Origin of the sequence: Flavobacterium faecale, assembly GCF_003076455.1 — a bacterium.
GTDB classification, from domain to species: Bacteria; Bacteroidota; Bacteroidia; order Flavobacteriales; family Flavobacteriaceae; genus Flavobacterium; species Flavobacterium faecale.
Genome location: NZ_CP020918.1, coordinates 4,159,827 through 4,185,522, shown reverse-complemented (window position 1 = coordinate 4,185,522; position 25,696 = coordinate 4,159,827). Strand labels below are relative to the sequence as shown.

At 33.1% G+C, this 25,696-nt stretch carries 29 protein-coding genes and 2 pseudogenes; 14 read left to right on the top strand and 17 right to left on the bottom strand.

Annotated features, from left to right (window positions below; translation table 11 throughout):
- Positions 1–40 precede the first annotated feature (40 nt).
- The 7 genes from FFWV33_RS17585 (at position 41) to FFWV33_RS17555 (ending at position 5,558) form a co-directional block, all read left to right on the top strand.
- The gene (locus FFWV33_RS17585) at positions 41–427 is read left to right on the top strand and encodes a hypothetical protein (RefSeq protein WP_108742111.1); all 387 of its coding nucleotides are present in this window, start codon (positions 41–43) and stop codon (positions 425–427) included.
- Between the two features lie 465 nt (positions 428–892).
- Positions 893–1,711 carry a DUF1269 domain-containing protein gene (locus FFWV33_RS17580; protein ID WP_108742110.1) on the top strand — a complete coding sequence of 273 codons (819 nt, stop codon included), beginning with the start codon at positions 893–895 and terminating at the stop codon, positions 1,709–1,711.
- A 22-nt stretch (positions 1,712–1,733) separates the two neighbouring features.
- Positions 1,734–2,444 carry a 2,3-bisphosphoglycerate-dependent phosphoglycerate mutase gene (locus FFWV33_RS17575; protein ID WP_108742109.1) on the top strand — a complete coding sequence of 237 codons (711 nt, stop codon included), beginning with the start codon at positions 1,734–1,736 and terminating at the stop codon, positions 2,442–2,444.
- A gap of 11 nt (positions 2,445–2,455) precedes the next feature.
- Positions 2,456–2,956 (top strand): hypothetical protein, encoded by a 501-nt coding sequence (locus FFWV33_RS17570; protein ID WP_159086071.1) that lies wholly within the window; start codon positions 2,456–2,458, stop codon positions 2,954–2,956.
- A 237-nt stretch (positions 2,957–3,193) separates the two neighbouring features.
- On the top strand, positions 3,194–3,670 hold the full coding sequence (locus tag FFWV33_RS17565; protein ID WP_108742107.1) for a Dps family protein: 477 nt from the start codon (positions 3,194–3,196) through the stop codon (positions 3,668–3,670).
- A 233-nt stretch (positions 3,671–3,903) separates the two neighbouring features.
- Positions 3,904–4,572 carry a BON domain-containing protein gene (locus FFWV33_RS17560; RefSeq protein WP_108742106.1) on the top strand — a complete coding sequence of 223 codons (669 nt, stop codon included), beginning with the start codon at positions 3,904–3,906 and terminating at the stop codon, positions 4,570–4,572.
- Positions 4,573–4,661: 89 nt separating this feature from the next.
- The gene (locus FFWV33_RS17555; RefSeq protein WP_108742105.1) at positions 4,662–5,558 is read left to right on the top strand and encodes a 3-hydroxyacyl-CoA dehydrogenase; all 897 of its coding nucleotides are present in this window, start codon (positions 4,662–4,664) and stop codon (positions 5,556–5,558) included.
- A gap of 85 nt (positions 5,559–5,643) precedes the next feature.
- On the opposite strand, the gene FFWV33_RS17550 is transcribed toward FFWV33_RS17555, so the two are convergent.
- The 9 genes and pseudogenes from FFWV33_RS17550 to FFWV33_RS17510 all read right to left on the bottom strand — a co-directional run.
- The gene (locus tag FFWV33_RS17550; RefSeq protein ID WP_108742104.1) at positions 5,644–6,003 is read right to left on the bottom strand and encodes a hypothetical protein; all 360 of its coding nucleotides are present in this window, start codon (positions 6,001–6,003) and stop codon (positions 5,644–5,646) included.
- A gap of 87 nt (positions 6,004–6,090) precedes the next feature.
- Positions 6,091–6,855 carry an RNA polymerase sigma factor gene (locus FFWV33_RS17545; RefSeq protein WP_108742103.1) on the bottom strand — a complete coding sequence of 255 codons (765 nt, stop codon included), beginning with the start codon at positions 6,853–6,855 and terminating at the stop codon, positions 6,091–6,093.
- A 492-nt stretch (positions 6,856–7,347) separates the two neighbouring features.
- Positions 7,348–8,418, bottom strand: coding sequence for a response regulator (locus FFWV33_RS17540; RefSeq protein ID WP_108742102.1), 1,071 nt, complete (start codon positions 8,416–8,418; stop codon positions 7,348–7,350).
- Positions 8,411–10,441 carry a sensor histidine kinase gene (locus FFWV33_RS17535; protein ID WP_108742101.1) on the bottom strand — a complete coding sequence of 677 codons (2,031 nt, stop codon included), beginning with the start codon at positions 10,439–10,441 and terminating at the stop codon, positions 8,411–8,413. Before FFWV33_RS17535 ends, FFWV33_RS17540 begins: the two co-directional genes overlap by 8 nt.
- Positions 10,434–11,501, bottom strand: a complete 1,068-nt coding sequence (locus FFWV33_RS17530; protein ID WP_108742100.1) for a mechanosensitive ion channel family protein — start codon at positions 11,499–11,501, stop codon at positions 10,434–10,436. Before FFWV33_RS17530 ends, FFWV33_RS17535 begins: the two co-directional genes overlap by 8 nt.
- 128 nt (positions 11,502–11,629) lie before the next feature.
- A complete protein-coding gene (locus FFWV33_RS17525; RefSeq protein WP_108742099.1) occupies positions 11,630–12,007 on the bottom strand; it encodes a hypothetical protein in 378 nt (125 codons plus the stop codon).
- 244 nt (positions 12,008–12,251) lie between these two features.
- Entirely contained in the window at positions 12,252–12,512 is a 261-nt protein-coding gene (locus tag FFWV33_RS17520; protein ID WP_108742098.1) for a hypothetical protein, read from the bottom strand.
- A 346-nt stretch (positions 12,513–12,858) separates the two neighbouring features.
- Positions 12,859–13,155, bottom strand: coding sequence for a hypothetical protein (locus tag FFWV33_RS17515; RefSeq protein WP_159086070.1), 297 nt, complete (start codon positions 13,153–13,155; stop codon positions 12,859–12,861).
- A 424-nt stretch (positions 13,156–13,579) separates the two neighbouring features.
- A pseudogene (locus tag FFWV33_RS17510) lies at positions 13,580–13,909 on the bottom strand (thioredoxin domain-containing protein); the annotation flags it as partial.
- A gap of 70 nt (positions 13,910–13,979) precedes the next feature.
- Between FFWV33_RS17510 and FFWV33_RS17505 the strand changes: the two are divergent.
- Together FFWV33_RS17505 and FFWV33_RS17500 are read left to right on the top strand one after the other, a co-directional pair.
- Positions 13,980–14,372: a helix-turn-helix domain-containing protein gene (locus tag FFWV33_RS17505; RefSeq protein ID WP_108739144.1), complete on the top strand. Its 393-nt coding sequence runs from the start codon at positions 13,980–13,982 to the stop codon at positions 14,370–14,372.
- A 22-nt stretch (positions 14,373–14,394) separates the two neighbouring features.
- Complete coding sequence (locus FFWV33_RS17500; protein WP_159085952.1) at positions 14,395–14,970, top strand: IS630 family transposase; 576 nt, start codon at positions 14,395–14,397, stop codon at positions 14,968–14,970.
- Between the two features lie 9 nt (positions 14,971–14,979).
- On the opposite strand, the pseudogene FFWV33_RS17495 reads toward FFWV33_RS17500, so the two are convergent.
- Positions 14,980–15,294: pseudogene (locus tag FFWV33_RS17495) on the bottom strand (redoxin domain-containing protein); the annotation flags it as partial.
- A 231-nt stretch (positions 15,295–15,525) separates the two neighbouring features.
- On the opposite strand from FFWV33_RS17495, the gene FFWV33_RS17490 reads away from it, so the two are divergent.
- From FFWV33_RS17490 to FFWV33_RS17470, 5 genes are read left to right on the top strand one after another with little or no spacing between them, the layout of a single operon-like run.
- On the top strand, positions 15,526–16,506 hold the full coding sequence (locus FFWV33_RS17490; protein WP_108742096.1) for a Tll0287-like domain-containing protein: 981 nt from the start codon (positions 15,526–15,528) through the stop codon (positions 16,504–16,506).
- Positions 16,507–16,509: 3 nt separating this feature from the next.
- Positions 16,510–16,887, top strand: a complete 378-nt coding sequence (locus FFWV33_RS17485; protein WP_108742095.1) for a rhodanese-like domain-containing protein — start codon at positions 16,510–16,512, stop codon at positions 16,885–16,887.
- A 1-nt stretch (position 16,888) separates the two neighbouring features.
- Complete coding sequence (locus FFWV33_RS17480) at positions 16,889–17,098, top strand: DUF6132 family protein (RefSeq protein WP_108742094.1); 210 nt, start codon at positions 16,889–16,891, stop codon at positions 17,096–17,098.
- A complete protein-coding gene (locus tag FFWV33_RS17475) occupies positions 17,091–17,690 on the top strand; it encodes a class I SAM-dependent methyltransferase (RefSeq protein ID WP_108742093.1) in 600 nt (199 codons plus the stop codon). The genes FFWV33_RS17480 and FFWV33_RS17475 overlap by 8 nt, the downstream gene beginning before the upstream one ends.
- Positions 17,687–18,151 (top strand): methyltransferase family protein, encoded by a 465-nt coding sequence (locus FFWV33_RS17470; protein ID WP_108742092.1) that lies wholly within the window; start codon positions 17,687–17,689, stop codon positions 18,149–18,151. The genes FFWV33_RS17475 and FFWV33_RS17470 overlap by 4 nt, the downstream gene beginning before the upstream one ends.
- 19 nt (positions 18,152–18,170) lie before the next feature.
- Here the strand turns inward: FFWV33_RS17470 and FFWV33_RS17465 are convergent, their stop codons facing one another.
- The 7 genes from FFWV33_RS17465 to FFWV33_RS17435 form a co-directional block, all read right to left on the bottom strand.
- Positions 18,171–20,267, bottom strand: coding sequence for a TonB-dependent receptor domain-containing protein (locus FFWV33_RS17465; RefSeq protein WP_108742091.1), 2,097 nt, complete (start codon positions 20,265–20,267; stop codon positions 18,171–18,173).
- Positions 20,268–20,313: 46 nt separating this feature from the next.
- Entirely contained in the window at positions 20,314–20,694 is a 381-nt protein-coding gene (locus tag FFWV33_RS17460) for a hypothetical protein (RefSeq protein ID WP_108742090.1), read from the bottom strand.
- 229 nt (positions 20,695–20,923) lie between these two features.
- Positions 20,924–21,790 carry a helix-turn-helix domain-containing protein gene (locus FFWV33_RS17455; protein ID WP_108742089.1) on the bottom strand — a complete coding sequence of 289 codons (867 nt, stop codon included), beginning with the start codon at positions 21,788–21,790 and terminating at the stop codon, positions 20,924–20,926.
- Between the two features lie 6 nt (positions 21,791–21,796).
- Positions 21,797–22,195: a cytochrome C gene (locus tag FFWV33_RS17450; RefSeq protein ID WP_108742088.1), complete on the bottom strand. Its 399-nt coding sequence runs from the start codon at positions 22,193–22,195 to the stop codon at positions 21,797–21,799.
- 1 nt (position 22,196) lies between these two features.
- The gene (locus FFWV33_RS17445) at positions 22,197–22,457 is read right to left on the bottom strand and encodes a hypothetical protein (protein ID WP_108742087.1); all 261 of its coding nucleotides are present in this window, start codon (positions 22,455–22,457) and stop codon (positions 22,197–22,199) included.
- A gap of 11 nt (positions 22,458–22,468) precedes the next feature.
- On the bottom strand, positions 22,469–23,482 hold the full coding sequence (locus FFWV33_RS17440) for a cytochrome c (RefSeq protein WP_108742086.1): 1,014 nt from the start codon (positions 23,480–23,482) through the stop codon (positions 22,469–22,471).
- A gap of 5 nt (positions 23,483–23,487) precedes the next feature.
- Positions 23,488–25,656 (bottom strand): cbb3-type cytochrome c oxidase subunit I, encoded by a 2,169-nt coding sequence (locus FFWV33_RS17435; RefSeq protein WP_108742085.1) that lies wholly within the window; start codon positions 25,654–25,656, stop codon positions 23,488–23,490.
- Between the last annotated feature and the right edge of the window lie 40 nt (positions 25,657–25,696).

Below are 25,696 nucleotides of genomic sequence, written 5' to 3'. Positions count from 1 at the left end.
ATATATAGTATACCTAGTAGTAACATTAAAATCCTAAATCATGAAAAATGAAGTTTTATACAACAGCAATATGCATTTTGAACACGAACAATGGAAAGGGGAACTTGCCTTTTGGAAAGACGAATTAGTATTCTTCAATAACAAATTGAGCGAACTCGTGACACGCTGGACAGACAAGGATGTATTGGCTCAATTAGAGCATTATCAAAACGAATTTGTGTTGCACGGAGCTGTAATCGAAGATCTACAAGAAATTATCGAAAAACACGAGGAGCGTATCGCTGGACAAAGCATGACGGGTGAGGATGCCTTAGATATGGCTTCTACCAAAGAGCATTTAGCCTTTAGAGAAAAAATAGAAACGCAAAGACATATTTACGCCGAGCTTAAAAAAGAGTTTTTTAGATTCCTTGAAAAGTACATGTAATACTAAAAGTACTATTTTGTTTTTCGAAAAAGAAGAATAAAAACAAAGGTTGACTACTAATTTTAATTTGGTAGCCAACCTTTTTTTGTAGCACTACTTTTAGAAATAGTGCTGCGGTTAAATTATAAAAATTGTTTGGGCGTGTTCGCCGCGGCGAACGGGCTTTCCGCTGCAATTCCTCGCTGCACTCTCGAAAAAAATCGGGAGTTTGCTGTGGGATTTCCACTTCAATCCCTCACGCAGCACCTTTGTCGAGATGTTGCATTTAATTAATTTTTTTTTTTTTGTGAGGCTGATCTAGATCAGTGCAGTAGTCTAAATATCAATCTAATTTTGTGCTTTGAAAACTTGTCAAGGGTAGTATTCGATAATTGTAAAAGGCATTTTAAATAATTGAATAGTAATTCTATAACATGGTTTTCATCAGTAGTAAATAAAAAACAATAACATTATAAAATACTAGTCATGGCAAATATAATAGTGATTCCGTTTACAGAAGAAGAAAATGCAATAGCAGCTTTACATAAAATTAAAGAACTAGATGGGTATGGAGATATCACGCTCTATGAACACATGATGATTCGTAAAATAGAACACGATCATTACGAAATTTTATTTTACAAAGAACAAGGGGAAGGGTGGCGTACAGTAACAGGGATGGCTCTTGGTGGCTTAGTTGGCGCATTAGCAGGGCCCATAGGACTCGTCGTAGGATTGTATACAGGTACGGTCGCAGGAGCAGCATGGGACGTGAGTCGTCATGATTTTGAAGAAGAGCTCATCCAGAAAGTGAGTAATAAAATGAACATTGGAACCATCGCAATTATTGCTGAGGTTGGCGAAGACAGCTCTATATTTATTGACGACGCATTGAAACCTTTTACTTCAGAAATTATCAGAGGTGAAGCCGGACTCGAATTTGATGATTATATCGATGAAAAAATCGAAAAGATCGAAGAAAAAATTGAATTACAACGCAATAAACTGAGAAAAGCAACTGCCGAAGAAAAAGATAGAATTAAAGATAAGATTTCAGATTTAAAAGAAAAAAGAAAATCAAGAATCACAGCGTTCGAAAACAAAAAGAAGTCGGTATTTAAAGAAATAAAAAATAAAACAAAAGATAGAATTAAGAAACTACAATCCCGTCTCGAAGGATATGAAAATGCTATTGAAGATGCCTATTCCAAAGCAAAAATACACAGACTGGAAACAAGGTTGAAAAAGCAAAAAAAAAAAATGGGGCAGTTGCTAGGCGATTTCGTTGAAGAAATTACAGATTAAGCAAATCATAAATTAAACTACAATGGGAAAACTGATACTGGTAAGGCACGGAAAAAGTGTGTGGAATATAGCCAACATATTTACTGGCTGGACAGATGTAGACCTTGCTCCAGAGGGGATAGAGGAAGCAAATATAGCGGGTGAAATTATTAAAGAGCATGAAATTGCTATTGATATTTGTTATTCCTCTTATCTAAAAAGAGCCATACGTACAGGACTAATCATTTTGGAACATGCTGATAAGATGCATGTAGATTTTATTAAAAGTTGGAAACTAAATGAGCGCAATTACGGTGCTTGGCAAGGAAGAAATAAAGACGAGGTAAAAAGAGAAGTTGGAGAATACCTTTTTTTAAAAGTACGAAGAGGCTTTGATACTCCGCCACCCAGTTTGCAACTTACTGATGAAAGACACCCCAAATTTGATCATTTGTATGATACTGTCAATAGTAGCTATTTACCAGCCTCAGAATCCTTAGAACAAACCGAAGTGCGAGTAGTTGAATATTTTTTTGAGGTTATTATACCTGAATTGGTAAAAGGAAAAACTGTTTTGGTAGCTGCACATGGAAATTCAATTAGAGGATTAATGGCGCATATTGAGAATATTAACTCCTCAGAAATTCCGAAAGTAACTGTGCCAACAGGAGTGCTGCAAGTGTACGAGTTTGACACTAATATGATTTTGAAAAAGAAATACAAACTAGAAGAAAAAAGTAAAATTAAACTTTAATACAACCAACTATGAAAACAAATTTTTTGTCCTTAACCATGATAACATTGATGGCAGGAACTATTTTAACAAGCTGTGGAAAAACAACAAAAGATGACGCATCTGCCGTAAAAGAAGATGTAACAGAACTGAACAAAGATTTAGTACAAGGAGCAAAAGATACAGGTACAGAAACCAAAGATGCGGTAGAGGCAGACTGGAAAAAGTTTGAAGCAACCTCAAAATTAGCGATCGAAAGTTCAGAAGCTCAGATTAAAGAACTTAGAACTAAAGTAGCAACAGTAGACAAAGCAGAAAAAGTAAAATTGACGGCGAAATTAGATGAGCTGGAAAAAAAGAATGCAGAGTTAAAAGAGAAATTACAAAAAAGAGGCGCAGCGTTCAAAGAGGATGTTAATGAAATTAACCAATCAACCAAAGAAAAGGAGCAAGAATTTGAGAGAGAGTTTACTCATGATATGGATGAATTAGGGACTGCTTTAAAAGATCTTTTCAAAGACAATGTGAAATAACGTAGACAGTGATAATTATGCCGATTTTAATTTTAAATGCAAGGGAGTCTTTTGTAGTAATAGAATAAAACTTTGGTGAATACGTCAATAGTAGTTAGCTGAGAAATATTTATAGGGTAAGTTTTGCGCAGTTGTTTTTATAAAAAAATCATAAAATAGGGGAGACTGATCTAGGTCATTTTATTTTTTTTGGAACAGTAATACCTTTGAGTAATTATAAATTTAAAACGAAAAATAATGAAAACTCCAAACATCGGAATTTCAACTGAAAACAGACAAGCAATCGCAGACCAATTGTCAAAGATATTGGCGGATGAATTTATATTGTATTCAAAAACACTTAATTTCCATTGGAATATTGAAGGAGCTGATTTTCACTCTGTACACTTATATTTAGAAACTTTATACCAAGAACAACAAGAAACTGTTGATACCGTTGCCGAAAAAATACGTGCATTAGGTCATTATGCACCTGCTACTTTGAAGAAATATTTAGAGCTAACGCATCTTACGGAAGAAACACAGGGTAAAAATGATAGTCAAAGCATCTTTGCTGAACTATTGCAAGATCACGAAAGCATTATTATTTTTATCAGAGAAGAGATAAAACCAATTGCCGACCAAATGAAGGCTGATGGAATTAGCGATTATGTTACAGGATTAATGGAACAACACGAAAAAACAGCTTGGATGTTGCGTTCTCATTTAAATTAAAAAGGCTGTATAAATGCTTACTAATTAATTTTTTTTTACCCAAATGGATTTGCTCTGTTTGGGTTTTTGTTTTTTGATAGGCTAGTTTTATATTCGATAATAGAATAATGTCCAATGATTTTCATCTTTTGTTAAAGTTTTATAAATTATCAATGCTTTGATGTAGATCAGTGTTAGTACTTTATAGTCGTTATATATTTGTTCTATAATTATTCATAATTTAAATAATATAAATGATGAGAACAGATGTAGAAATTAAACAAGATGTAGCAGATGAATTAGCTTGGCAACCAATTATCAATGAAACACAATTAAATGTTGAGGTTAAAGAAGGAGTTGTTTGGCTAAGAGGTATTGTTAGTAATTTGGCTGAGAAAGTAGTTGCCGAAAATGCCGCAAAGAAAATAATTGGCGTTATAGATGTTGTGGATGAAATTGAAGTTAAAATCAAGAATAATTTTAGTGATGAAGATCTTACTGAAAAAATTAATTCTGATTTAAAATGGAATGCATCTGTGCCTCAAGATAAAATTAGTGTAAAAGTAGAACAGGGAAATGTTTTTTTATTAGGTAGCGTAAAGTGGGCCTATCAAAAAAGTGAATCCGAAAAATGTTTACAATATATCGATGGGATCAAAAGTATTACCAATACGATTAGCATAACTTCTGAAAATGTAACACCTACTAACATTAGAGAAAATATTAATAGAGCTTTTGAACGTTCCGCCAGCATTGATTCCAAAAAAATCACAGTCATTATTGAAGGCAATACTGCCATCTTACAAGGTAAAGTAAACTCAATTAAAGAAAAAGATGATGCACTTGTTGCGGCTTATTTGGCAAAAGGCATTACTAATGTTAAGAATGAAATACAGGTTGAATATGTTCCTGTTTACCTGTAAAAATAAGAAATTATTAAAGAAAAACGTCATGCTACTTAAGAATGAACAAAAAAATATAGCACGATAGAAAACAATTAAAACCTATAGATATGAACTATAAAAATATTACCGTAGCAGGAAGTGGTGTTTTAGGATACCAAATTGCTTTTCAAACCGCATTTCATGGATTTAATGTAACCGTTTATGACATCAATGATGCTGTATTAGAAAAAGCTAAAGCAAAATTCAAAGACTTGAGTGAATCCTATAAAAAAGATTTGAAGGCAACACAAGAACAGTTAGATCAAACCTTTAAAAACTTGAGTTATAATGCAGATCTAGGCGCAGCAGTTGCAAATGCCGACTTACTGATTGAAGCGGTTCCAGAAAGTCCAGCGATAAAAATTGATTTTTACCATAAATTAGCCAAAGTGGCTCCCGAAAAAACAATTTTTGCGACCAACTCATCAACGCTTTTACCAAGTGATTTTGCAGACGCTACAGGAAGACCAGCAAAGTTTTTGGCGTTACATTTTGCCAATACGATTTGGATTCACAACACAGCCGAAATCATGGGACATGCTGGAACAGATTCTAACGTTTTTAAAGATGTCGTGCTTTTTGCTAAGGCTATTGGTATGCTCGCTTTGCCAGTACTTAAAGAACAACCTGGATACATTCTTAACTCTTTATTGGTACCTTTATTGGCTGCTGCCACTAACTTGCTAGTGAACGAAGTTGCTGATGTGGAGACGATAGATAAAACATGGATAAAAGCAACGGGTGCACCTGTAGGACCTTTTGGAATTCTAGATGTTATAGGCATTACAACGGCATATAATGTCAATGTAATTGCAGCGGAGAAAACGGAAGATGAGTTAAAAATAAAAACGGTAAAATACTTAAAAGAGCATTTTATTGATAAAAATAAACTAGGTGTTGCTACAGGTGAGGGGTTTTATAAATACCCTAATCCAGCATATGAAAATCCTGATTTTTTGAAGTAGGTTTATTTAATTTAAGCTTACTAATTCAAGTAAAAAAAGAGGATAAACAGATTTAATGCTGTTTATCCTCTTTTAATTTAAAGAGTTAGGAACGTTTTTTAAGGTATCCTTTTAAAATATCTATTTGGAATGCGCCAACAGTAGATAAATTGGAATCGGCGTTCATTAGTACCAAACCATAACCTAAATCAGACAGTTTGCAATCTTGAATTATTTCGTTATTGATGCCGCTATAAATAGGCATAAAATGTTTTTCGACTTCAATTCCTGAAACATTTGCGACTTTGATAGCCGTTGTAAATGCATTAGCAATTTGATCTGGCGATAATCCCTTATCTAATAAATCACTAGCCAAATGTTTCATGTTTTTAGCATTGTAAAAATGCATGAAATTTTGAATATTGTTATTTACTTTGTATTTTCTCTTGTATAGTAATAGTTCCATGGATTGTAGTTTCTAGATTATTATGTAATGAGATTTTATTTACTGCTGCACTATATTTTTTATGACTTGAACCATCAACATTAGAATTTAAGCAAATCTTTTAAGGAAACTTGCCTGTAATGCTTGTTTAGCGTCATTCAAAAGTTGGGAAACTTCTTTTAGCGTATTGTTTCTAATTTTGGCAATTTCTTCTAGTTCTAGTTGTTCAATAGCGAACAATTCAAATACATTGCGCATGGAATAAGGTAAATTGTAGAGTACCATTTGAATGTGATTTTGTATTTCTTCGGCACTTAATTCTTTGTCTATTTTTTCGATCAATGCTTTTTGATTGTCCTCTATAAATACATGATTTAAAGTATAGTCGTTATGATTGTATGAAATATCATCAAGTTCTTCTATCATCAAGAGATGTCCATCTCCATCTGTGCTAAAATTTTCTTGCATGGCATCCCATTCTGGCTTAGAATAATCATCTATGTTTTTAAAGAATAATTCATCAAACTCTTCTTCTACAGTGCTATCTTCTAGAAGTTCATTGGTTTTTTTAAACAACCAGAGATAAAAATCCTTTTCTTGTTTTACCTCATCAATGTGATCATAGATTTCGATAAAAAGTTGGTCAATAATATCGTCGGCTTTGATTTTATTTTTGGGGAAATGGCCTTTTTTAATTGCAATATTGAGTTGCCCGTTTACATACTTTTTTATTTCAGGCATTATTTTTAACACCAATGCATTGAAAGAAGGTTTATCGTCTTCTTTTTTTAGTTTAATAAGATCCGGATACGTATTGCTTACGAATAAACGGAACTCTTTTTTGTCTTGATAATAAGAAATATTTGTTTGCATGAGTGATTACTTTAATAAGTTTATAGTAAAGATAGACACTCCTTTATTCTTGTAAAATGACTGAGGTCAGTATATTGTAGAATTATTATTTTGATTTTCAGTGCTTTAATTGCTATTGAAGTGCTCTTTTGTAGAAATAAACAAAACAGTAAATGAAATAATAATGCAATATTACATTCAATTAAAGTTAAACTGATCTAGGTCATTTAGTAGTACCCAAATAGCAGCTAAATTTGCATTATTAAAATTGAGAAAAGAGATTTAAAAATATAGGTTTTCGTTGTGGTATTGAAAATCTTGTAGGTAGTAGAAGTTGTTTGTAATTGCTATGTTATTAATGTTTTTGGCTATTTGTTGTTCTTAATTAAAAGCAGCAATTATAAAGTAGGACTATTATCTTTAAAGGAACTAAGGCTAATGGTTGTCTTAGTTCCTTTTTTTTATATAAAGTAGTATAAAACCAAATTAATTTACAATTAGAATATTAGTTTATTAATAATTTTCTGCAATTTGTTTTAATCTATTTTTATCTTTTAAAACTAGTCTTTTGTTTGGTTCTACAGCAATCAGTCCTTCGTTTTTAAATTCCGTCAACATTCTAATAGCTGTTTCAGTAGCAGTTCCAATAAGTCCCGCAAAATCTTCTCTACAAATAGACATTCCCTTATGGTTTTCATCCTTCATCATTCCTTTGTCATCAAGGTCTAATAGTGCTTTGGCAGTGCGTTGACGTACGGTCGAAAATGCCATGTTTACTAATTGATCTTGCAAGCCAATTGCATTGTTAGAGATCATATTTATAAATTTATTAGAGACTTCTTTATTACTATATAAGAGTTGTACAAAATCGGCTTTTGGAATAGTACAAATTGAAGCATCTTCTAGCGCACTAGCTGTTTCTATATAAGAGCCAGTAGAATTAAGAAGAGACAACTGACCAATAAAATCACCCGGTCCATACATTCCTGTCACAAATTCTTTCCCGTTTTCGGTCGTTCGGTATGTTTTTACATTACCACTATCAAGAAAATATAAGTGATGGGCAGCACTACCTTCTGTAAAAACATTTTCTTTATTTTTATATTTCTTTAAGATTCGGTTTTTAGAAAGTTCCTCAAGGTTTAAGTAAGCTGATGCTTCATTAAGAAACTCACTTACACCATGAATACTTTTTGAATATTCCTTATCTAAAAATTTCTTTTTCTTAATGCGGCATGCTATTGCTCCTAATAAATCATCCTCTTCGAATGGTTTGATTAGATAATCGTCTACTCCTAAATTCATCCCTTTTCGGATGTCTGCTTGTCCAGATTTAGCGGTGAGAAATATAAAGGGAATAGGAGCAGTTATCGTGTTTTTGCTTAAAGCATCATATACACCATACCCATCTATTTCAGGCATCATAATATCGCAGATAATAATATCAGGAATATGCTCTAGGGCTTTTTGAATACCAATTTTACCGTTTTCTGCAGTAATAACAACGTAATTCTCTAGTTCAAGAATTTCTGCAGTATTTTCTCGTACGTCCTGATTGTCTTCAATTATAAGTATTTTACTCATTTTTTTTAGTATCTAATGGAAATTCAATATAAAAAGTAGCGCCTTCTTTTAATTCACTTTTAAAAGTAATAGTACCACCCATTAATTCAGTATACTGTTTCACAATATTGAGACCTAAACCAGTTCCTTGAATATTTGATGCGTTGTTGGCACGATAAAACCTTTGAAATATATTGCTTTGATCTTCGATAGGAATTCCTATTCCTTGGTCAATTATTTCAATGTTTACATGCTCATTATTCCTTTTTATTTTGATAATTATCTCTTTATTTTCTTCTGAGTATTTTATGGCATTAGAAACAAGATTATAAATAATATGCTTGAATAATTTTAAATCTAAAAAAGCTTCAATTATTGAATTTTCAGACTGTAGCCATATTGTTTGCCCCTTTTTTTTGATGTCCTCCAATTCTTCGAGTAATGATTTTGTGAATGCAACCAAATCAAATAATACAGGCTGAGCAATTATTTTTCCTTCTTGTAGTTTGCTTAGGGATAGAAAATCATTTAGAATTACGACCAAATTCTTCACATTTGATCTTATTTTAGACACATAATTTATTCTTTTAGCTTCTTTTCCAACACCATTTTGTTTTTCGATTAAAATAGCCGAAGATAAAATGGCGCTCAACGGAGTCCTAAACTCATGGGAAGCCATAGAAATAAAACGCGATTTTAACTCGCTCAATTCTTGTTCTTTTTTTAAGGTATTAAACATTTCAAATTCAGTCTTCTTTTGTAAAGTGATATTATTATAAACTAATAAAACTTGTTCAATAGTATTATTTTCATTGTACAAAGGGGTGGTGTTAATTAGGTAATGATTTTCTCTAAATTCGATCTCATAGGAGAGATGTTCCCCTTTAAGCGTTTTTATAATTTTTTCTCTGGTGATTTTCTTTATTTCATCTGAGACTCCAACAACATCGCCAAGTACGGTCTTGTTCTCCACCAAATTTTCAAAACCCAATGCTACAACCTCTTCCCCTTCGATAAATACGATCCTCAATTTTGAATCAACAACGGCAATAAAACCTTTAGGGAAATTATGAGAAACATTATCTAGCAATTGCTTGCTGCTTAAGGCTTTTTTTTCGGCCTCTTTGGTGACATGAATTTGGTTATTGAGATTTACATTTAATTTGGTCAATTTTTGAACTATAGCATTGAGTTCAGTAGTGCGTTCTGTTACTTTCTCTTTTAATTCAATGGTGTAATTCCGTAAATTTTCTTCACTATCTTTTAGTTGTTCTTCGGCTTTTTTTTGCTTAGTAATATCTTGAATAGTACCATACATTTCTTTTGTATTACTATTCGCATCAGATACAATTTTTCCTTTGGTTAAAACATATCTTAAAGAACCATCGGGTCTAATAATTGTTTTCTCGTATTGATAATCTGTTTGATTTTCGATAGCAATAGCCACTATTTTTAAAGTATTTTCTCTGTCATCTGGATGAATAAAACTACTTAAAGTGTCTTTATTGAGTCGCACATCACCAGGTTCAAGACCGTAAATTCTATAGAACTCGTTTGACCAGCTTCGTTCATTTGTTTGTAAGTTCCAATACCAGTTACCTACATGTGCAATTTGCTGTGCTTCAGCCATTCGGCTTTCACTAACGATTAAGGCATGTTTTGCAGCCATACGCTCTGTAACATCAATAATAAAAGCAATTACTACTTTTTTATTATCTATTTCTGTAGGGCTTAAACTTATTTCTAGTTGAAATTGCGTACCATCTTTTTTTAATCCCCATAAATCCAAATCATGTCCCATGCGTCTTGCCTTGGGTTTTGAATTATAGTTAGCTCTATGAGAATGGTGGTTGTTTTTAAAGCGAGAAGGAATAAGATTCTCTACATCTTCATGAATTAATTCTTGTGAACTGTAACCAAACATTTGCTCACCAGCTGGATTTGCTTTAATTATTATTCCATTTTCATCAATGACTAAAATTCCTTCCACAGAGGAGTGGAAAATATTTTTAAAAAGCAGGTTTTCTTTGGCGCTATCACTCATTTTTACTTTTTTTAAATTCGTCTACTTGTCTTAATTTTGGTAAAGAATCAGGATAGTTTTCTTGTATAAAACCTATGAGTTGTTCTCTCATTTGACAGCGTAAGGTCCAAACATCTGAGGCGTTTTTAGCACTAAACGTACAACGCAATTCCATTGCTCGATCATCGCTTTTTGTAACTAATAGTTCCCCTATTTTTTTATCCCATAGCAGGTTGTCATTTAAAAGTGCTATTAGTTTTGTTCTTAGTTTAGCAACAGGAAAAGTATAATCTACAGAGATAAAAACACTGCCAATTAATTCTCTAGAACTAAAAGTCCAGTTTACAAAGGAGTTGTCATTAAAAAAATTAAGAGGGATAACGAGTCGCCTCCAATCCCAGGTTTTGATCACAACATAGGTAAGTGTGATATCTTCAACAGTACCAAACTCACCTTGAATGACCACTTCATCATCAATTTTTATAGGCTGAGTAAAGGCTATTTGAAAACCAGTAATAAGATTGGCAAGTGATTTTTGGGCGGCAACACCCGCAATAATACCAATTACACCTGCTGAAGTTAGTATGGTTGTACCTAATTTTCTTGCTGCAGGAATATTCCATAAAACAACAGCAATGGCAATAGTGATAATAATGATAATTGAAAAACTCTTCATGAAGCGCAGTTGCGTCAAGACCTTTCTTTCTTTAGCTTGATGGAAGCCATCAATAGTAAATTTTTGCTGTACAATTTCTTCGGCGGCATTTAATAAAGCAATTAAGATCCATGAGAAGTTGATGATAATTAAACTTTCGACGATTGTTTGCCAGTAAGATGCCAAGCCAATAATAGCAAAAGAGCAGTAGATGAATAGAAATGGTAACAGGAATTTAGCTGGTTTTTTTAAATGCTTGAGTAATTGTGCTTTTAAAATGGTTGGTTTCTTTGTGTTACTAAATGTAAGAAGCCAAAATAATCCCCACCTTACAAGTAATCCCAATAAAATGCTGCCTAAAATTACTACGCTGTAAGTAATAATGGGCTCGTAAGGGAGTGATGTTATTATCTTGTTGAGATTCATATGATCTAACAAAAATAAAGTAATGTTTAAATAGAAAGTATGACATTGGTCATCTTTTCTATTTATTTCAAATAACCTCCAAAATCAATTGAAATTGAAGGTTTTTAGTATTTCAAACTCGGATTTCTCTAGTTTTTAAAATGATTTTTCACAAAAGCATCTTTTTCATTATCGGTCATTTTATCGGCAGCTTGTACGTCGATTTTAATCTCCTTAAAATGTAAATCTTTGTTCAAGAAATTATGTAGCTCTGCTTTGGCATTGGTAGGACCAAATAATAGGACCTGATTGTAGTTTAATATGGCTTTGGCAATTTCTTTGTAATAGGCCTCATGCATTTGTTGACGCTTGTTGTGCATTCCTTTTTCGCTGTCACTAAATGCAGCTTCTTTAGTCTCAAAAGTAAAGTTAGAAACGATCGTATGGGTGTTTTCTTTATCATGTAAATCAATTAAATACGCTTTTTCATGATCCATCCAAATGCCTAAGTTTTTATGTAGTTCCATTTTATTTTTTATTTATTGATTAATTATAGGGTAGTGGTACAGTTTGTTTTTTTACCGTTATCAGCTTGATTGCTTGCTAAATGCTGATTACATAAACAACTGTTTCTGGCTGTTGCCAAAAAATTTTTTAAAAATTGAACATTCAGGAATTGCATTAGAGTATAAAACAAAGATTCTGTTTTGTACTGCTATGATACATCCTCGATTATCAAGCTAAAATGATGCTAAGTGTACTAATGCTTTATTAAAGAACTGCACCTTCAAGAATGGGTTCGTTTTTTAGGATTTCTTTTTTTAACTCCTTTTTGACTTTCTTGACTTTTTTAGCACTCTTTTTTTTAATTTTGGTGATGGTTCCTTTAGTTTCTTTATTGATTTTTTTCGCTAATTTTTTAGCAGCCGAATCAATTTTCTTTATTATTTTCTTAGTGCTAGCCTTTGCTAGAATTGCATTAGTAAGAGCGGCAGAAATTTCGCCCGTCATTTTTTTAGATTTTGCTTTCATAACTTTGTTTTAAATGGTTAATTATCAGGATTGGTGAGTGAAAGGTTTCTCCTGAGAATAACAGCTAAGTTCCAATATTATAACAAAAGAAGAAATGACCTAGATCAGTTATAAAATTGATTTTAAACAGTTTATATTTAAATTTGAAAACTACTACTTAACAAATATGTCAGCTAAGTTTATTTATCAAGATATCTACATTTTTGTCCTTTTATTACCAATAACAGTGGTCAATTCTGGGCCTGATTTTTAGACAGAAAATAGTACTTACAATAGACAACCACTAAATTATGTTGCAAACAAGCTTAAATGCCGTAATACTATAGTGTTTATACTCAATATTATGTTATTTATGAATGTCATCTACTGCACGCATGAAATCAGAAGTTGCTGTGTCAGCACTACTTCCATAGCCATCTACCAAAGTTCCTTTTTCATTATCGTCAGTCTCAATAGCATACATAATAGCGCTATCGTCTTGGCTTGATGTTCCTTCAAAGCGATAAAAATGTATTATTTTTATTTGCTTAGGCTTATACTTTTTCTTTGTTTTAAGCGAAGTTAATAGGTCTCCATTAACTTCAAATTGAGATGTAAATCCTAACTTTTCTACATAGGCTAATACTGTTATTAAACTATCCATTTTTATTTTTTCCATGATAAATTAATTTTTACTTCTTCCAATTTTCATTTACGAACTACCTTATTACAAATCGTTTATTTTACTAATTGTATAACTGATGTTGTAAGTGTTGATCATCTTTCAAAGTTGAGCAAATACTTTGAAATTGAAAATGATCTTGATCAGTTAGTATAAAGATTTGTGATAATAAAAAGAATAAATTTTATCGCTGTTAAATTGCTTGTTCTTTAAGTAGGTGTTTTACCCTTAACAAGCAAGAGAGATATTTTATATTTCGATTAAAAATTTTCTGCTTCTTTTCTTGAGAAAAAACTAATGGCGATGTTTTTCAATTGCGATGTAGAATAGTAGTAAGTAGGACGAACAAAAAAACCGTCTCAAAATACTATTGAGACGGTTTAATCAAATTGTTTATTTACTACTATTAAATAGATTTTTTGGCCAGATACCAATCTACCATTTCTAAATCACTGTTTTTTCTTTCTGCTAGTTCCTCTACTGTTTTTGGAGCGGGTACAATTACTTTGTCGCCAGGTTGCCAGTCGAGAGGCATTGCAACTTTATACTCATCTGATGTTTGTAATGCGAGTAGAGAACGCTTGATTTCGGCCATATTTCGACCCACATTTAAGGGATAATACATCATTAAGCGCACTTTACCTTTTGGATCCATGATAAAAACAGCTCTTACTGCTGCTGTTTCACTTTCACCTGGTTGCAGCATTCCGTATTTTTTTGAAACTTCCATACTAATAAGTAATAAGAATAAAATAATGTCGTATTTTGTTGTTAATATATGAAAAATTTACTATATTTATCTCATTATGAGATATGTAACACTAAAAGAAGAAGAGGTTTTGGTACTAGAGCACCTTTACCAAAATAGCCCTAATAATACTGTTAGGAAACGTAGTCAATGCCTTGTTTTATCACATCAAAGACACAAGATTAAAGACTTGGCTTCTATTTTTAAAGTCAGTCGCAGAACGATTGAACGTTGGTTTGATAGTTGGGCTAGTATTGGGGTTGATTCTCTTGCTATATCAGAAGGAAGAGGAGCAAAAACTCTTTTAAAAGACTATACGGAAGAAGTTTCCAAGCAATTAGAACTTCACAATAGAAATTTAAAAAATGTATTAATTTACTTTGAGGAGCAACACAATATTGTCATCTGCAAAAAGACTTTGCAGAATTTTTTAAAAGTTACTGGGCTATAAGTGGAAAAGAGCTAGACTCTCTTTGAAAGGCAAACGCAACGAAGAACAATTTAGATTTAAACAAGAGCAGATAGAAACATTAAAGAGTTTGGAAGATAGCGGTTATATTGATTTATATTTTGGAGACCAAAGTCATTTTGGACTCTCTCCTAATGTGCCTTATGCTTGGCAAACAAAGGATAATCCAATTTTGTTACCCGCTGCTAAAGGTAAATATCAGAATGTAGTTGGATTAATGACCCGTAAAAATAAACTCTATTTCGAAACACTTGAAACAACCTTTAATTCAGATAGAATCATCAGTTTTATGAATCGATTTGTGGAACAAACCATTAAAAAAACCATTGTAATTCTTGACAATTCTCCCATACACAAATCAAAGAAGTTTATGGCTAAAATAGAACAATGGAAAGAAAAAGATGTTTTAATTTACTTTTTGCCACCTTATTCTCCAGAGTTAAACCTGATTGAAATTCTATGGCGGAGAATAAAATATCAATGGTTAGATTTTGATGCTTATAAATCATTCGAAAACCTCAAAGAAAAATTAAATTTTGTCCTGACTAATTTTGGAATAAAATACGACATTAAATTTTAACCATTACTTATCTGCAACAATCGGAAATTCGAATAAAACACCTGTTTTTTCGTTCACGGCATTTACCCAAGCAATGTGCGAGTGAATACTATCGATACTTAATCCCATTAATTTGGTATTGTGTTTTGCAAAGAACTCTTTTTCTAGAGCAAACCCACTCATTTCGGTGGTGCAAACTGGAGTAAAATCAGCAGGATGTGAAAAAAACACCACCCAACTTCCTTTATTATATTCTGAAAATTTTATTTTTCCTGTAGTGGTTACCGCTTCAAAATCTGGAGCCATATCACCAATTCTCGGCATTGAAATTATTTGATCTTCCATTTTTGTATGTATTTAGTTGATTATTTTACATTTCAAATTTAGTGTAGATTTAATTAATGTTATGTGACAAGAGTCATGTTGTAGTAATTAAATTTATCGTAAAATTGTAATTAATAGTTTCTAATTATAGTTGTATTAATATACTCTATTAGTAAAAAGAGACTCTTGTGATAAATGTTACACTTCTTTTGGCTATTAATAAATAGTTTTACAAAAACTTAAAAACGCATCATGAAAAAAATCGTTATACTTTTTTCGGTAGTTCTACTTTTCTCTTGTAATATGAAGAAGCATTCGTATCAAGATATTGACAACGCTACTAGTTTTGTTTATCAACCCCAAGAGGCCAAAGATTTAATGGAGAAGCACTGTTACACCTGCCATAGTCCTACTGCAGCTGAGGATGAAGGGAGAATCGCACCGCCATTTGTTGCTATTAAAGCACGTTATATTGATAAGGAAGGATATAACAAAGCCGAATTTATAAAAGCAATTTCTGAATTTGTAGCAAATCCTACAGATGATAATGCTTTACTATATGGAGCAGTGAGAAAATTTGGCGTGATGCCAAAACAAGTTTTCCCTGATAGTGCTACCGTAAAAATTGCCGCATTTATGTATGATTATAAAGTGGAAGCGCCGGCATGGTTCAAGGAGCATTGGCAAGGTCACGGAAATACAGATTGGGAACAATCAGGTAAAGAGTTTGTTGCTGCTGCAAAAGAAAAAACTTATGCAGATATAGGTTTAGAATACGCATTGGGAACCCAAAAGGTTTTAGGTAAAAATCTAATGGGAACCATCCAAAAGAAAGGAACTATAGAAGCAATGGCTTTTTGTAATATTCAGGCCATTCCATTAACAGATAGTATGTCCGTGAATTACAACGCAAAAATCAAACGTGTTTCTGATAAAAATAGAAATCCAAACAATAAAGCAAATGCCGAAGAATTGATTTATATCGAGAAATTCAAGAAAGATTTGGCAGCAAATAAAGAACTTAAACCAGTCGTCGTAGAGAAAGGCGATAAAGTACATTTTTACTACCCTATACCAACTAATGCTATGTGTTTGCAATGTCATGGTACGTCTGATAATATTAAACCAGAAGTACAAATGAAAATAAAAGGATTGTATCCAAATGATTTGGCAACGGGTTATAGTGAGAATGAAGTAAGAGGAATTTGGAGTATTGTATTTGATAAAAAGTAAGTTATGGAAGAGTTAAGAATAAAAGAGGTTTGCCCAACAAGCACATTAGAATTAATTAAACGAAATTATCTATTGCTCGATGTTCGTGAAGAAAAGGAATTTGATCAGTTTTCGTTTGATATTCCGCGTGTTTTACACATTCCAATGAGTCAATTGGCTTTAAGAATGAACGAAATCCCAAAAGAGGAGAAAGTAATTGTGGCGTCTTTATTAGGTGAGCGTAGTTTGCAAGTAGTAACATTGTTAAGTGATTATGGCTTTACTAATTTGTTACAAATGAAGAAGGGCCTTTCAAAATGGGCTCAAAAAGGTTATCCTATAAAAGGGGAAACTACTATTGAAAAAAAGTCCTGCTGTGGAGGCGAATCAAAATGCAATTAAAATGACGAAAAAACAATATATTTTTACAGGAGTTGGAGTAGTGGTAGGTCTGATTGCGGGGTATGCTTATTATCATTTTGTAGGCTGCGCTTCAGGTACTTGTGCCATTACCTCAAAGCCGATAAATAGTACTTTATATGGTGGTTTAATGGGTGGTTTGTTATTTAATATGTTTGTAACTTCACCAAAAAAGAAAGAAAACAATGAGTGATTTTTGGAACGAACGATATGCTGAAAACGAGTATGCTTACGGAATTAAGCCCAATCAATTTTTTGCAGAATCGATTTCTAAATTGCCTGAAAACGGAAAAATAGTATTTCCTGCCGAAGGAGAAGGTCGCAATGCCGTTTTTGCAGCAAAAAACGGATTTGAAGTTTTTGCTTTTGATACGAGTATTGAAGGTAAAAAAAAGGCAGACAAGCTAGCTAATGATCAAGGTGTAAAGATTGATTATCGCGTTAGGATACTAGAAGAATTAGATTTTGAACCCGCTTCTTTTGATGGAGCGGTTTTTATTTATGCTCATTTTCCAAAATCTATTCGTGCAACGATTCACAAGCAAATTGAAGAATTGTTAAAACCGAATGGAGTACTAATTTTTGAGGCATTTAGCAAAGAACAATTGCAATATCCTTCTGGCGGACCAAAAGATCTTGAGATGTTATTTTCTGAAGAGGAGATCAAGGATGAATTTAAAAACATTGAGTTCGATTTCTTAAAAACAGAAATTATCGAATTAAGTGAAGGGCCTTATCATCAAGGTAAAGGATCAGTTGTTCGATTTATAGGCAAGAAAAAATGATAAAAACTTGGAAAGATTATTTATTTGTAAGCATACAATTCCTATTATTTGGATTGTATGCTTTCGATTTTTTACCCTCTTTTGACCTTCCACAATCAGTAAAATACATTGGATTGCTATTTGCCATTATAGGTTTTATTATCTCAGCACTTTCGGTCTTGCAGCTCAACAAAAATTTAACCGTTTTTCCAACGCCTAAAACTGATTCTGAGTTAATCACTTTTGGAATGTACAAACTTAGTCGACATCCTATTTACACAGGACTTATCTTGTTTACGTTTGGATATGCCTTTTATAAAGTTTCATTTTTAAAATTAGTCATTGCTTTCGTACTATTGCTTTTATTTTATTTCAAAACAAAATATGAAGAGCAACAATTACTTCAAAAATTTTCTGATTATAAAGAGTACCAGAAAAAAGTAAACCTATTTTTTCCTAAAATCATAAAGCCTCAAGAATAACTTGAGGCTTTATTGTGTTTTAAAATTTATAGTTTACAAAGAGTGTAAAGTTTCGACCAGGCTCCGTAATAGGAACTCTTCCAAAACCGGCTACATTGTTGAAAGCAAAGGTTAAATGATTGTTGTAATACTGATCAAACACATTTAAAAGTCCCATTCCAATAGAGACTGATTTTATAGGCTTGTAACCAATGTTTAAATCCATCACTTCATAACCTGCGGTAGTAATTTCATCATAACTAGTCGAAATTTTGTTTTGTTTGGCTGTCAAGGTGTACAACGCTTTGGCCCAGAACTTCTTGTATTCATAACCCAATTTTATTCGCGTTACTAATGGTGGAGTTAGTGGCAAGCTTTCATTAAAATCTTTATTTTCGGTATAGGTGTATGAAACCTCTGTTCCAAAATTAAAATGCTCATGGAATGCAATGTTTCCGTAGGCTTCAAAACCTGTCTTCAAGGCCTTGTCTATATTCCTAAAAACCTTAGGATTTACAGGTGGCGTAGTCGAGTTGTATTTTCGAGTTAAAGAGGCATCAACAACGCCTAGAATATAGTTTTCATAAATAGAATAAAATACTGATGTTCCATATTGAACCGAATTAAAGAAACCTTTTAAGTTTGTTTTTCCGTCAAAACTCAGTTCAAATTGATTGTTGACTTCAGGTTTTAAATTTGGATTCCCTACGTATTCATAAGCATCTCTTCCAATGTTGAAAAAGGCAATAAAGCGTTCTTCTATATTGGCTGCTCTAGTTCCTCGACCAAAAGAAGCTTCTACTTTATAATTGGGATTAAAAAGGTATTGGTACGAAACTGTTCCGCTATAAATGGTCTCATTTCTTTTTTCTAAAGATGGATACAAAGCAGAAAAAGTTGGGTCTAAATCATTAGCATCTGAAGTAATAAAATCCAAGCGAGAACCAATAGTCAACCAAGATTTATCAGAAGCTTTAATTTTTGTTTCTGCAAAATAACCAAAGTCATTCGAGTAACTATCTTGCCAAACTTTATCAAAGAAAGCAATAGGAGTAGCAAGCGTATTTCCCATCATATCAACTTTAACCAAACGATCTCTACCGCCTTCTCGAGACAAATTGACCATATCGATACCAGTAAATAATTGCACTTTGGAACCAAAATTCCATTCTGTTTCAATTTTCCCGCCATAGGTTAGAGCATTTACCTTTGAGACTGCTTCTGAATTCGCAAAACTAGCTCTTCTTGAATTGGTCATAATATGATCTACACACGAGTAGTAAACCTTAGAAGTTAATCCTTTGAAATAATTGCTGTTTGTTTCTAGTTTATAATCTAGATTAACCATCGTACTATTGTCCTCATCTGTATCCATTGGTAAGCCAGCATGTAGCACATCACGACCAAAATTTTGACGTAATGTTGCTTGTAGACGCTGGTTGTCTGTGATTTGATAACCCGTTTTTAAGCCATAACTAATACTTCTAAACGAGGACGGAATTTCGTTTTGATTTCCGTCTTCATAGTTCCCATAATCGCGATAACTGAAGTTTCCAGAAAAGTCAAACTTTTTAATTTTACTGTCTAAAGTAAACATGTTTACCATAGAGTTCCCATTACTTTCATATCCTGAAGAAAGACTCCCACTAAGCAGCTTAGTGTTGTTAGCTGGAGATTTTGAAACTAAATTAATAAGTCCTGCAAAAGTGTTTCCGTAGCGAACAGAAAATGGGCCTTTTATGATTTCGATTTTAGTAATTTCCTCAGGATTAACCAAGGTAGTCACAGGATCCATACGGTTGGGACAAGCATGAAATGCTTTAGTTCCGCCATCGATCTGAACATTGAGTTGCTCGTATTGTGACGCTCTAAAAGCAGGGTCTACCGCATAATTGCCTCTTTTTATGAGATGAAAACCATTGATATCTTCAAACAATTCACCTGAATTTTTAGGCTGTACGACTTTTTCAGAGAAGTCTTGTTTTACAATAACTTGAGCGGGATTTTTTATAGACGAACCACTAACTAGGACCTCGTTAAGCAGCGTGACCTTGATAGAGTCTATTTTTTGTGGTGCTTTTTGAGCATAACCGTTTAGCGCGCCTAATATCGTTAAGGCACAGATAATTTTTTTCATTTTAATAAATTTGATTAAACATTCTAGCTATTAAGCTGTTGCGTTGTTAGACCAAATTTTGAGGAGGATGTTCTGGCGGATAGTTTATGTGAACCTGAAATAAATCTTTTTTAGAATAGATCTTTTTCTTTTGTGAATGAATCAAATCAGTACTTGCATAGGCAGTCAAAGGACATAAAAACAAAACTTCATTGTCTGCAAATGATTTTTTTGATGAGTCCTGATTGTCTTGTTCTTTACTAATTTTTTTTAAATGACATTTACCGTTGCATTTCAGTTCTGGTTTTGCCTTATTTTCACAAAATTGCTCTGTAAAACTTTCGTTGAAAAATGAATATTCAAATTGTAAAATGGTCGTTTTCAAATTAAAACATACAATGCTAATTAGGATTAAAAAGAGAAGACTATTTTGAATTAATTTGTTCATTCCTGTTGAAAGTTATGCGATTTTCAAGGTTGTTTTGCTCTTTAATATAAGCAACATGAAAGGAGTATATATTGCTAAAATCAGATTCTTTTGAGTAAAAACAATAGTTTGTTTTACTTATAAATCGATATAGCTAATATATTGTAAAGATAGATCGTTAAGATAGATTGTACTGTGACATTTGTTACAGTGTAGCTCTTTAATTGTGGTTCTCGTTTAGATCAAAAGGCTAATTTTTTAAATACTTTTTCTTGAAACCGTCTGGGGTATAATTTTCATATTTTTTAAAAAAGCGTCCAAAATAAGAATTGTCTACAAAACCTAATTCGTATGCAATTTCAGAGGCTGTCTTTTTTTCGTGAATGAGCAAGCGTTTCGCTTCAATTAGAATTCGGTTGCGAATTAAATCACCAGCAGAACTGCTAGTTACCTCGTTGCAAATAGCATTTAGGTAATTAGGTCTAACATGTAAAAGAGAAGCATAATCTTTAACAAAATGCTTCTCTTTGTAATACTTGTCAATTAGCTCTTCAAAGTGGTGAATCAGTTGGAGTGATTGACTAAATTCTGCGTTTTTGTTTGCAGGTTCAAATAATCTATTAAGATCAATCAACATAATATTAAGTAACGAACGCAAGGATTTTTCGAAATTAACTTCAATACTATTGAACTCCCGTAACATCCAAACGGCTATAGACTCAATATGATTAAATTTTTCTTCAGATATGGTTAGGTATGGCTGAGTATGTCGATAGCTTAGAAATGAAAATTCACTAAGCTGATAATTCTGATATCTTAAAGCAAAAAAGTCACTTTCGAATACCAAAACATAGCCTTCGATGCTTTCATAATTAAGCCATTGATGTACTTGCCCAAGATGCAGACAAGTTACTGAAAAAGGGGCAATGTCAAATTCTTTGAAATCTATTAATTGAGATCCATGATTTTTTTTGTTAAGCAAAATCATATAATAATTATGACGATGTGGAGTGTTTAATTGATGCATAAATTTTAAAAAATCTGCAGTAGTATAAACAGCAAATTTCAGCTCATTTTGAGCAACTTCACTACAACTGACATTTTTTATTTCGCACATATTTATTTATCCTAATGATGTTATTAAATAATAGATCGCCCAAGCAATAAAAGCTATGATACCAGAAATTAACCAAGAAGGAACACTTTTAGGCGTTTCGCTACCATCGATCAAAAATGATTTTTGATTCCCTTTTCCGTACGCATTAATCATCAACGGTAAAACACCATCAACTTCGTCATTGTCTTTTAATCCCTCAACAGCAATTGCGGGACCATTCCTAACTTTAAAAGGGATCACTCTAATTCCTTCTTTTCCAGTAGGGTCTTTACTAACTATTTTTAGTTGGTGTAATCCATCGGTTAATTTGCGAGTATCTAATTCAAAATTTACAGGTGCTTCAAACTCTCCTATTGGCTGAATATCATCATCAACAAATATAATCACTTTACTTTTATGGTCCATATTATTCAAAATTTATAATGGTTCTTTTAATATGATTATCGTTGTTTTCTTTTGGTTTTACCAAGTATTTCACCGCATAAAACAGTGTTAGAGCTACAAAGGCAACCATGCCCCAAACAATTACATAATCTAGATTACTTTCTGGACCAGCTCCATGAGCAATTCCTTTCAAAATCTTTGGTTGCTGTTTATCACACATCGGACAAGCGTAGGTGATACCCGAAAATACCAGTAGTAGTGTTGTGTATATTGACTTTTTCATCTTTGTTTTATTTAAGGTTTTGGTGCGCTTAATTTGGCAAGTTCCATCAATTTTTTAACTTGATCCGGAGTTACTTTTTTAGCATTATTTCCCCAGCTTGTTTTTTCGTGATTCATAATGGCCGCAATTTCTTCTGCAGATAGATTAGCATTGGTTCCCACGGCTGGCATTTCGCCATAATCTTCTCTAGCATTGTAACCGTTCATGATAATACCAACCATGATTTCAGGATTGTCATCCAATACAATTTTGCTTCCTTTCAAAGGAGGGAAAGCACCCGGAAGCCCTTCTCCGTTTTGTTGGTGACACGCCATACAATTTGCACCATATAAGTCGCTTCCATTTAATTCTACCGGAGCACCCGTAGCTGCTGCAGTAGCTTCTGCCTTTTCTATTTTGTATAAAAAGATAGGGTCTGGTGTTCCGTCAGGTAATTTAACTTGTCTTAAACTTTTTAAATAAGCCACCAAGTTCAATGCGTCTTGAGTAGCTACCACAACTCCTTTTTGACCGTGTAGAAATTCTTCGGGAACATTAACTTTGATATCGCCTTTTTCAGCTTTATCCTTGATTTCAAATAACCAAGGATATGGCGCCATGATTGATTGAGGCATTACCGTTCTAGGATTGAATAAATGGACTAAATGCCAGTCTTGGCTCGGTTGTCTGTCTCCAATATTGGTTAAGTCAGGACCTGTACGTTCAGTTCCCATCAAAGTACCTGAATTTTGCCAAATACTTTTTCTAGTGCTGTAAGCATAGTCGGAGGCAATCCCGGGGCGACTTCCCCACGTCTTATCCATATCTACATTACGTACTTGTTGCGTGTGGCAACCTACACAGCCATTGCTTATGTATATTTGCCTTCCTGCTTCTTCCTGCTCTGTAAGTGGCACACTTCCATATAAAGGCGCGCTATTTTCTTGATTGTATAATGATGGAAATACGGCTACAAATAGCGTTAATGTGCCAAATAGGGCAGTAGCTAACGTAAAAAGTTTTTTATGATCGTGAAATATACTCATCGTATTTAAATTTTAGGTTCAACTGAATTAGCTTCTAAATCTTGATTGATTATTTCGAATGCTTTTTCTTTTACATCTATATCAGTAGAAGGGCGCATCATTTTGTACATATTATAAGCCAAAACGATATGAGACAACCACATCAATGTTCCGCCAATAGCTCTCCATAACCAGTAAGGTCCCATAAGTACAACGCTATCAATAAATGGTTTTCCTTCGGCCCACATTAATCCTTTTAAAGTACCACCAATCATCAACGGAATAGTATAAAATTGTAATCCTATTAATGCCAACCAAAAATGAGCACCAACTCCCAATTGTGGTGGTTCTTTTCCTGTAAGACGTGGTACAATAGCATAGATACTACCAAAAAGTAAAAAAGTTATAATTCCGTACATCGTAATGTGCGAGTGCGCAATGGTAAAGTCAGTAAAGTGCCAAATTAAATTGGTAGATCGAAAGGCTTCGGCTGTTCCTTGATAAGAACCAGTGAAATAATAGATAATTCCAACAAAAAAGAATGGCAATGAGTAACTATTACTAATCTTGCTCCAAGATCCCTTCATAGTCATCAAATAATTAATGGTTCCAGAAGTAACCGGAATTAGCATCCCAACACTACCAACAATTGCTACTGTTTGCAACCACCATGGCAAGGCACTAAAGACAAAGTGATGTGTTCCAATAACGGTGTAAAATAAAATTTGTGACCAAAAAGCCAATACACCTAAACTATACGAATATATAGGTTTGTTGACTTGCTGAGGCAATAGATAATAGAGTACACCAAGCATAGAAAACATAAACCACATTCCCACCGCTTGATGCATATAGTATCCCTGTACGATTGTTTCACCAATTCCGTCTTGCCCCATCGGGATGTATGCTATTGTAGCTACAATCAGGATGAAAATATAAGAAGCTACTATAAACCAGTTCGAAATATAAATTTCGTGCGTTGTACGTTTTGCTATAGTTTTAATAAAGTTTATCACAGTAAGCAACAATCCGTAGGCCCACACTGCCATAATTGGCCAAATGATTTCACGGTATTCACCTCCACCATTATTGATTCCGGCCATAATCGAAATAGCACCTACAAACATAGCTGAATTGACAGCAATAAGTGCTTTCCATCCGTTTTTAATACTATTTAATGGAGCATTACTAACCATAGGAACGATGTAATAACCCAATCCCATAATACCTATCGTTGACCATGCCCAAAAAACGAGGTTCGTATGCACGGCACGAAGTCTACCAATACTCAACCAACTATAATTGTCAGCATCTGGAACAATAAATTTTATACCAACATATTCTCCAACACTACTACCAACGAAAAGCCAAAAAACGGCAGTACCCAAATACCATAAAATTAATCGAGTTAATTCGGGATCAATTTTAGGACGTTTAATTGGCGGTCTTTTTGAGGCAAAAAAGCGATAATTAGTTTCGGTACTAATATTTTTCAATAACCCTTTTGAATCGCTTGCAGTCTCATTACCGGATAATTCATTTGGTTTAATGGTGTATTCTAGTTTATTTTTGATTTCATCTAAATCGGCATCACTTGGAATATTTTCTGTTTCAGAAATATAGGCAGCAAACTCTTTCGCTTCGTTTATTTTTTGATTATTGACATAATTTTTAAAGCCAGTAGACACCTTTGCAGCTAGATAAACCAATGCCAAAAACAACGGAATAAAAATCAATACCAACGTAATTAATACTCCTGGTTGCGAAAAAAGATCTTCCCTTTTTGCAGGAGCAGTTTCAGCAGACATTATTTGTGGTACTAATGATAGAAAACCAAGCACCAAAAATGAAGTTCGGTTACTATTTTGGTTGCGTTTTTTCTTCAATACCTCAATATCAGATTCATTCAAATTAGTGATGTATTTTTTGAATTTCTCTTTTTGAATTTGTGATTTCTGATCCAAAAAATAGTTTGTATTCGAAGAAAGTTTTACTACTAAAAAAAGAACCAACACAACTGCTATAATAACAAGTCCTGTTAATATTCCGATAAAACCGATAGACTTGTTTGGGAAAAAACTAACACCCTCATCTGTTTGAGCAAAGGTTATAATGGGCTGCAAAAAAAATAGCAGAGCGAGAGTAATTAACTTTACTTTAGGTTTAAAAAAAAGCTTTTTAGTCTTGAATTTCATAATGATCCTTATTTAAATGATTATGCAAATTTGAAACTAA

Excerpts from the sequence above, each read along its gene's own strand:
- FFWV33_RS17465 (WP_108742091.1), bottom strand. The coding sequence starts at position 20,267 with ATGAAAAAAATTATCTGTGCCTTAACGATATTAGGCGCGCTAAACGGT.
- FFWV33_RS17515 (WP_159086070.1), bottom strand. The coding sequence starts at position 13,155 with ATGGATAGTTTAATAACAGTATTAGCCTATGTAGAAAAGTTAGGATTT.
- FFWV33_RS17520 (WP_108742098.1), bottom strand. The coding sequence starts at position 12,512 with ATGAAAGCAAAATCTAAAAAAATGACGGGCGAAATTTCTGCCGCTCTT.
- FFWV33_RS17480 (WP_108742094.1), top strand. The coding sequence starts at position 16,889 with ATGACGAAAAAACAATATATTTTTACAGGAGTTGGAGTAGTGGTAGGT.
- FFWV33_RS17475 (WP_108742093.1), top strand. The coding sequence starts at position 17,091 with ATGAGTGATTTTTGGAACGAACGATATGCTGAAAACGAGTATGCTTAC.
- FFWV33_RS17485 (WP_108742095.1), top strand. The coding sequence starts at position 16,510 with ATGGAAGAGTTAAGAATAAAAGAGGTTTGCCCAACAAGCACATTAGAA.
- FFWV33_RS17460 (WP_108742090.1), bottom strand. The coding sequence starts at position 20,694 with ATGAACAAATTAATTCAAAATAGTCTTCTCTTTTTAATCCTAATTAGC.
- FFWV33_RS17570 (WP_159086071.1), top strand. The coding sequence starts at position 2,456 with ATGAAAACAAATTTTTTGTCCTTAACCATGATAACATTGATGGCAGGA.
- FFWV33_RS17535 (WP_108742101.1), bottom strand. The coding sequence starts at position 10,441 with ATGAGTGATAGCGCCAAAGAAAACCTGCTTTTTAAAAATATTTTCCAC.
- FFWV33_RS17550 (WP_108742104.1), bottom strand. The coding sequence starts at position 6,003 with ATGGAACTATTACTATACAAGAGAAAATACAAAGTAAATAACAATATT.
- FFWV33_RS17580 (WP_108742110.1), top strand. The coding sequence starts at position 893 with ATGGCAAATATAATAGTGATTCCGTTTACAGAAGAAGAAAATGCAATA.
- FFWV33_RS17505 (WP_108739144.1), top strand. The coding sequence starts at position 13,980 with ATGAGATATGTAACACTAAAAGAAGAAGAGGTTTTGGTACTAGAGCAC.
- FFWV33_RS17545 (WP_108742103.1), bottom strand. The coding sequence starts at position 6,855 with ATGCAAACAAATATTTCTTATTATCAAGACAAAAAAGAGTTCCGTTTA.
- FFWV33_RS17585 (WP_108742111.1), top strand. The coding sequence starts at position 41 with ATGAAAAATGAAGTTTTATACAACAGCAATATGCATTTTGAACACGAA.
- FFWV33_RS17540 (WP_108742102.1), bottom strand. The coding sequence starts at position 8,418 with ATGAGTAAAATACTTATAATTGAAGACAATCAGGACGTACGAGAAAAT.
- FFWV33_RS17555 (WP_108742105.1), top strand. The coding sequence starts at position 4,662 with ATGAACTATAAAAATATTACCGTAGCAGGAAGTGGTGTTTTAGGATAC.
- FFWV33_RS17435 (WP_108742085.1), bottom strand. The coding sequence starts at position 25,656 with ATGAAATTCAAGACTAAAAAGCTTTTTTTTAAACCTAAAGTAAAGTTA.
- FFWV33_RS17490 (WP_108742096.1), top strand. The coding sequence starts at position 15,526 with ATGAAAAAAATCGTTATACTTTTTTCGGTAGTTCTACTTTTCTCTTGT.
- FFWV33_RS17470 (WP_108742092.1), top strand. The coding sequence starts at position 17,687 with ATGATAAAAACTTGGAAAGATTATTTATTTGTAAGCATACAATTCCTA.
- FFWV33_RS17575 (WP_108742109.1), top strand. The coding sequence starts at position 1,734 with ATGGGAAAACTGATACTGGTAAGGCACGGAAAAAGTGTGTGGAATATA.
- FFWV33_RS17455 (WP_108742089.1), bottom strand. The coding sequence starts at position 21,790 with ATGTGCGAAATAAAAAATGTCAGTTGTAGTGAAGTTGCTCAAAATGAG.
- FFWV33_RS17445 (WP_108742087.1), bottom strand. The coding sequence starts at position 22,457 with ATGAAAAAGTCAATATACACAACACTACTACTGGTATTTTCGGGTATC.
- FFWV33_RS17525 (WP_108742099.1), bottom strand. The coding sequence starts at position 12,007 with ATGGAACTACATAAAAACTTAGGCATTTGGATGGATCATGAAAAAGCG.
- FFWV33_RS17565 (WP_108742107.1), top strand. The coding sequence starts at position 3,194 with ATGAAAACTCCAAACATCGGAATTTCAACTGAAAACAGACAAGCAATC.
- FFWV33_RS17560 (WP_108742106.1), top strand. The coding sequence starts at position 3,904 with ATGATGAGAACAGATGTAGAAATTAAACAAGATGTAGCAGATGAATTA.
- FFWV33_RS17440 (WP_108742086.1), bottom strand. The coding sequence starts at position 23,482 with ATGAGTATATTTCACGATCATAAAAAACTTTTTACGTTAGCTACTGCC.
- FFWV33_RS17450 (WP_108742088.1), bottom strand. The coding sequence starts at position 22,195 with ATGGACCATAAAAGTAAAGTGATTATATTTGTTGATGATGATATTCAG.
- FFWV33_RS17530 (WP_108742100.1), bottom strand. The coding sequence starts at position 11,501 with ATGAATCTCAACAAGATAATAACATCACTCCCTTACGAGCCCATTATT.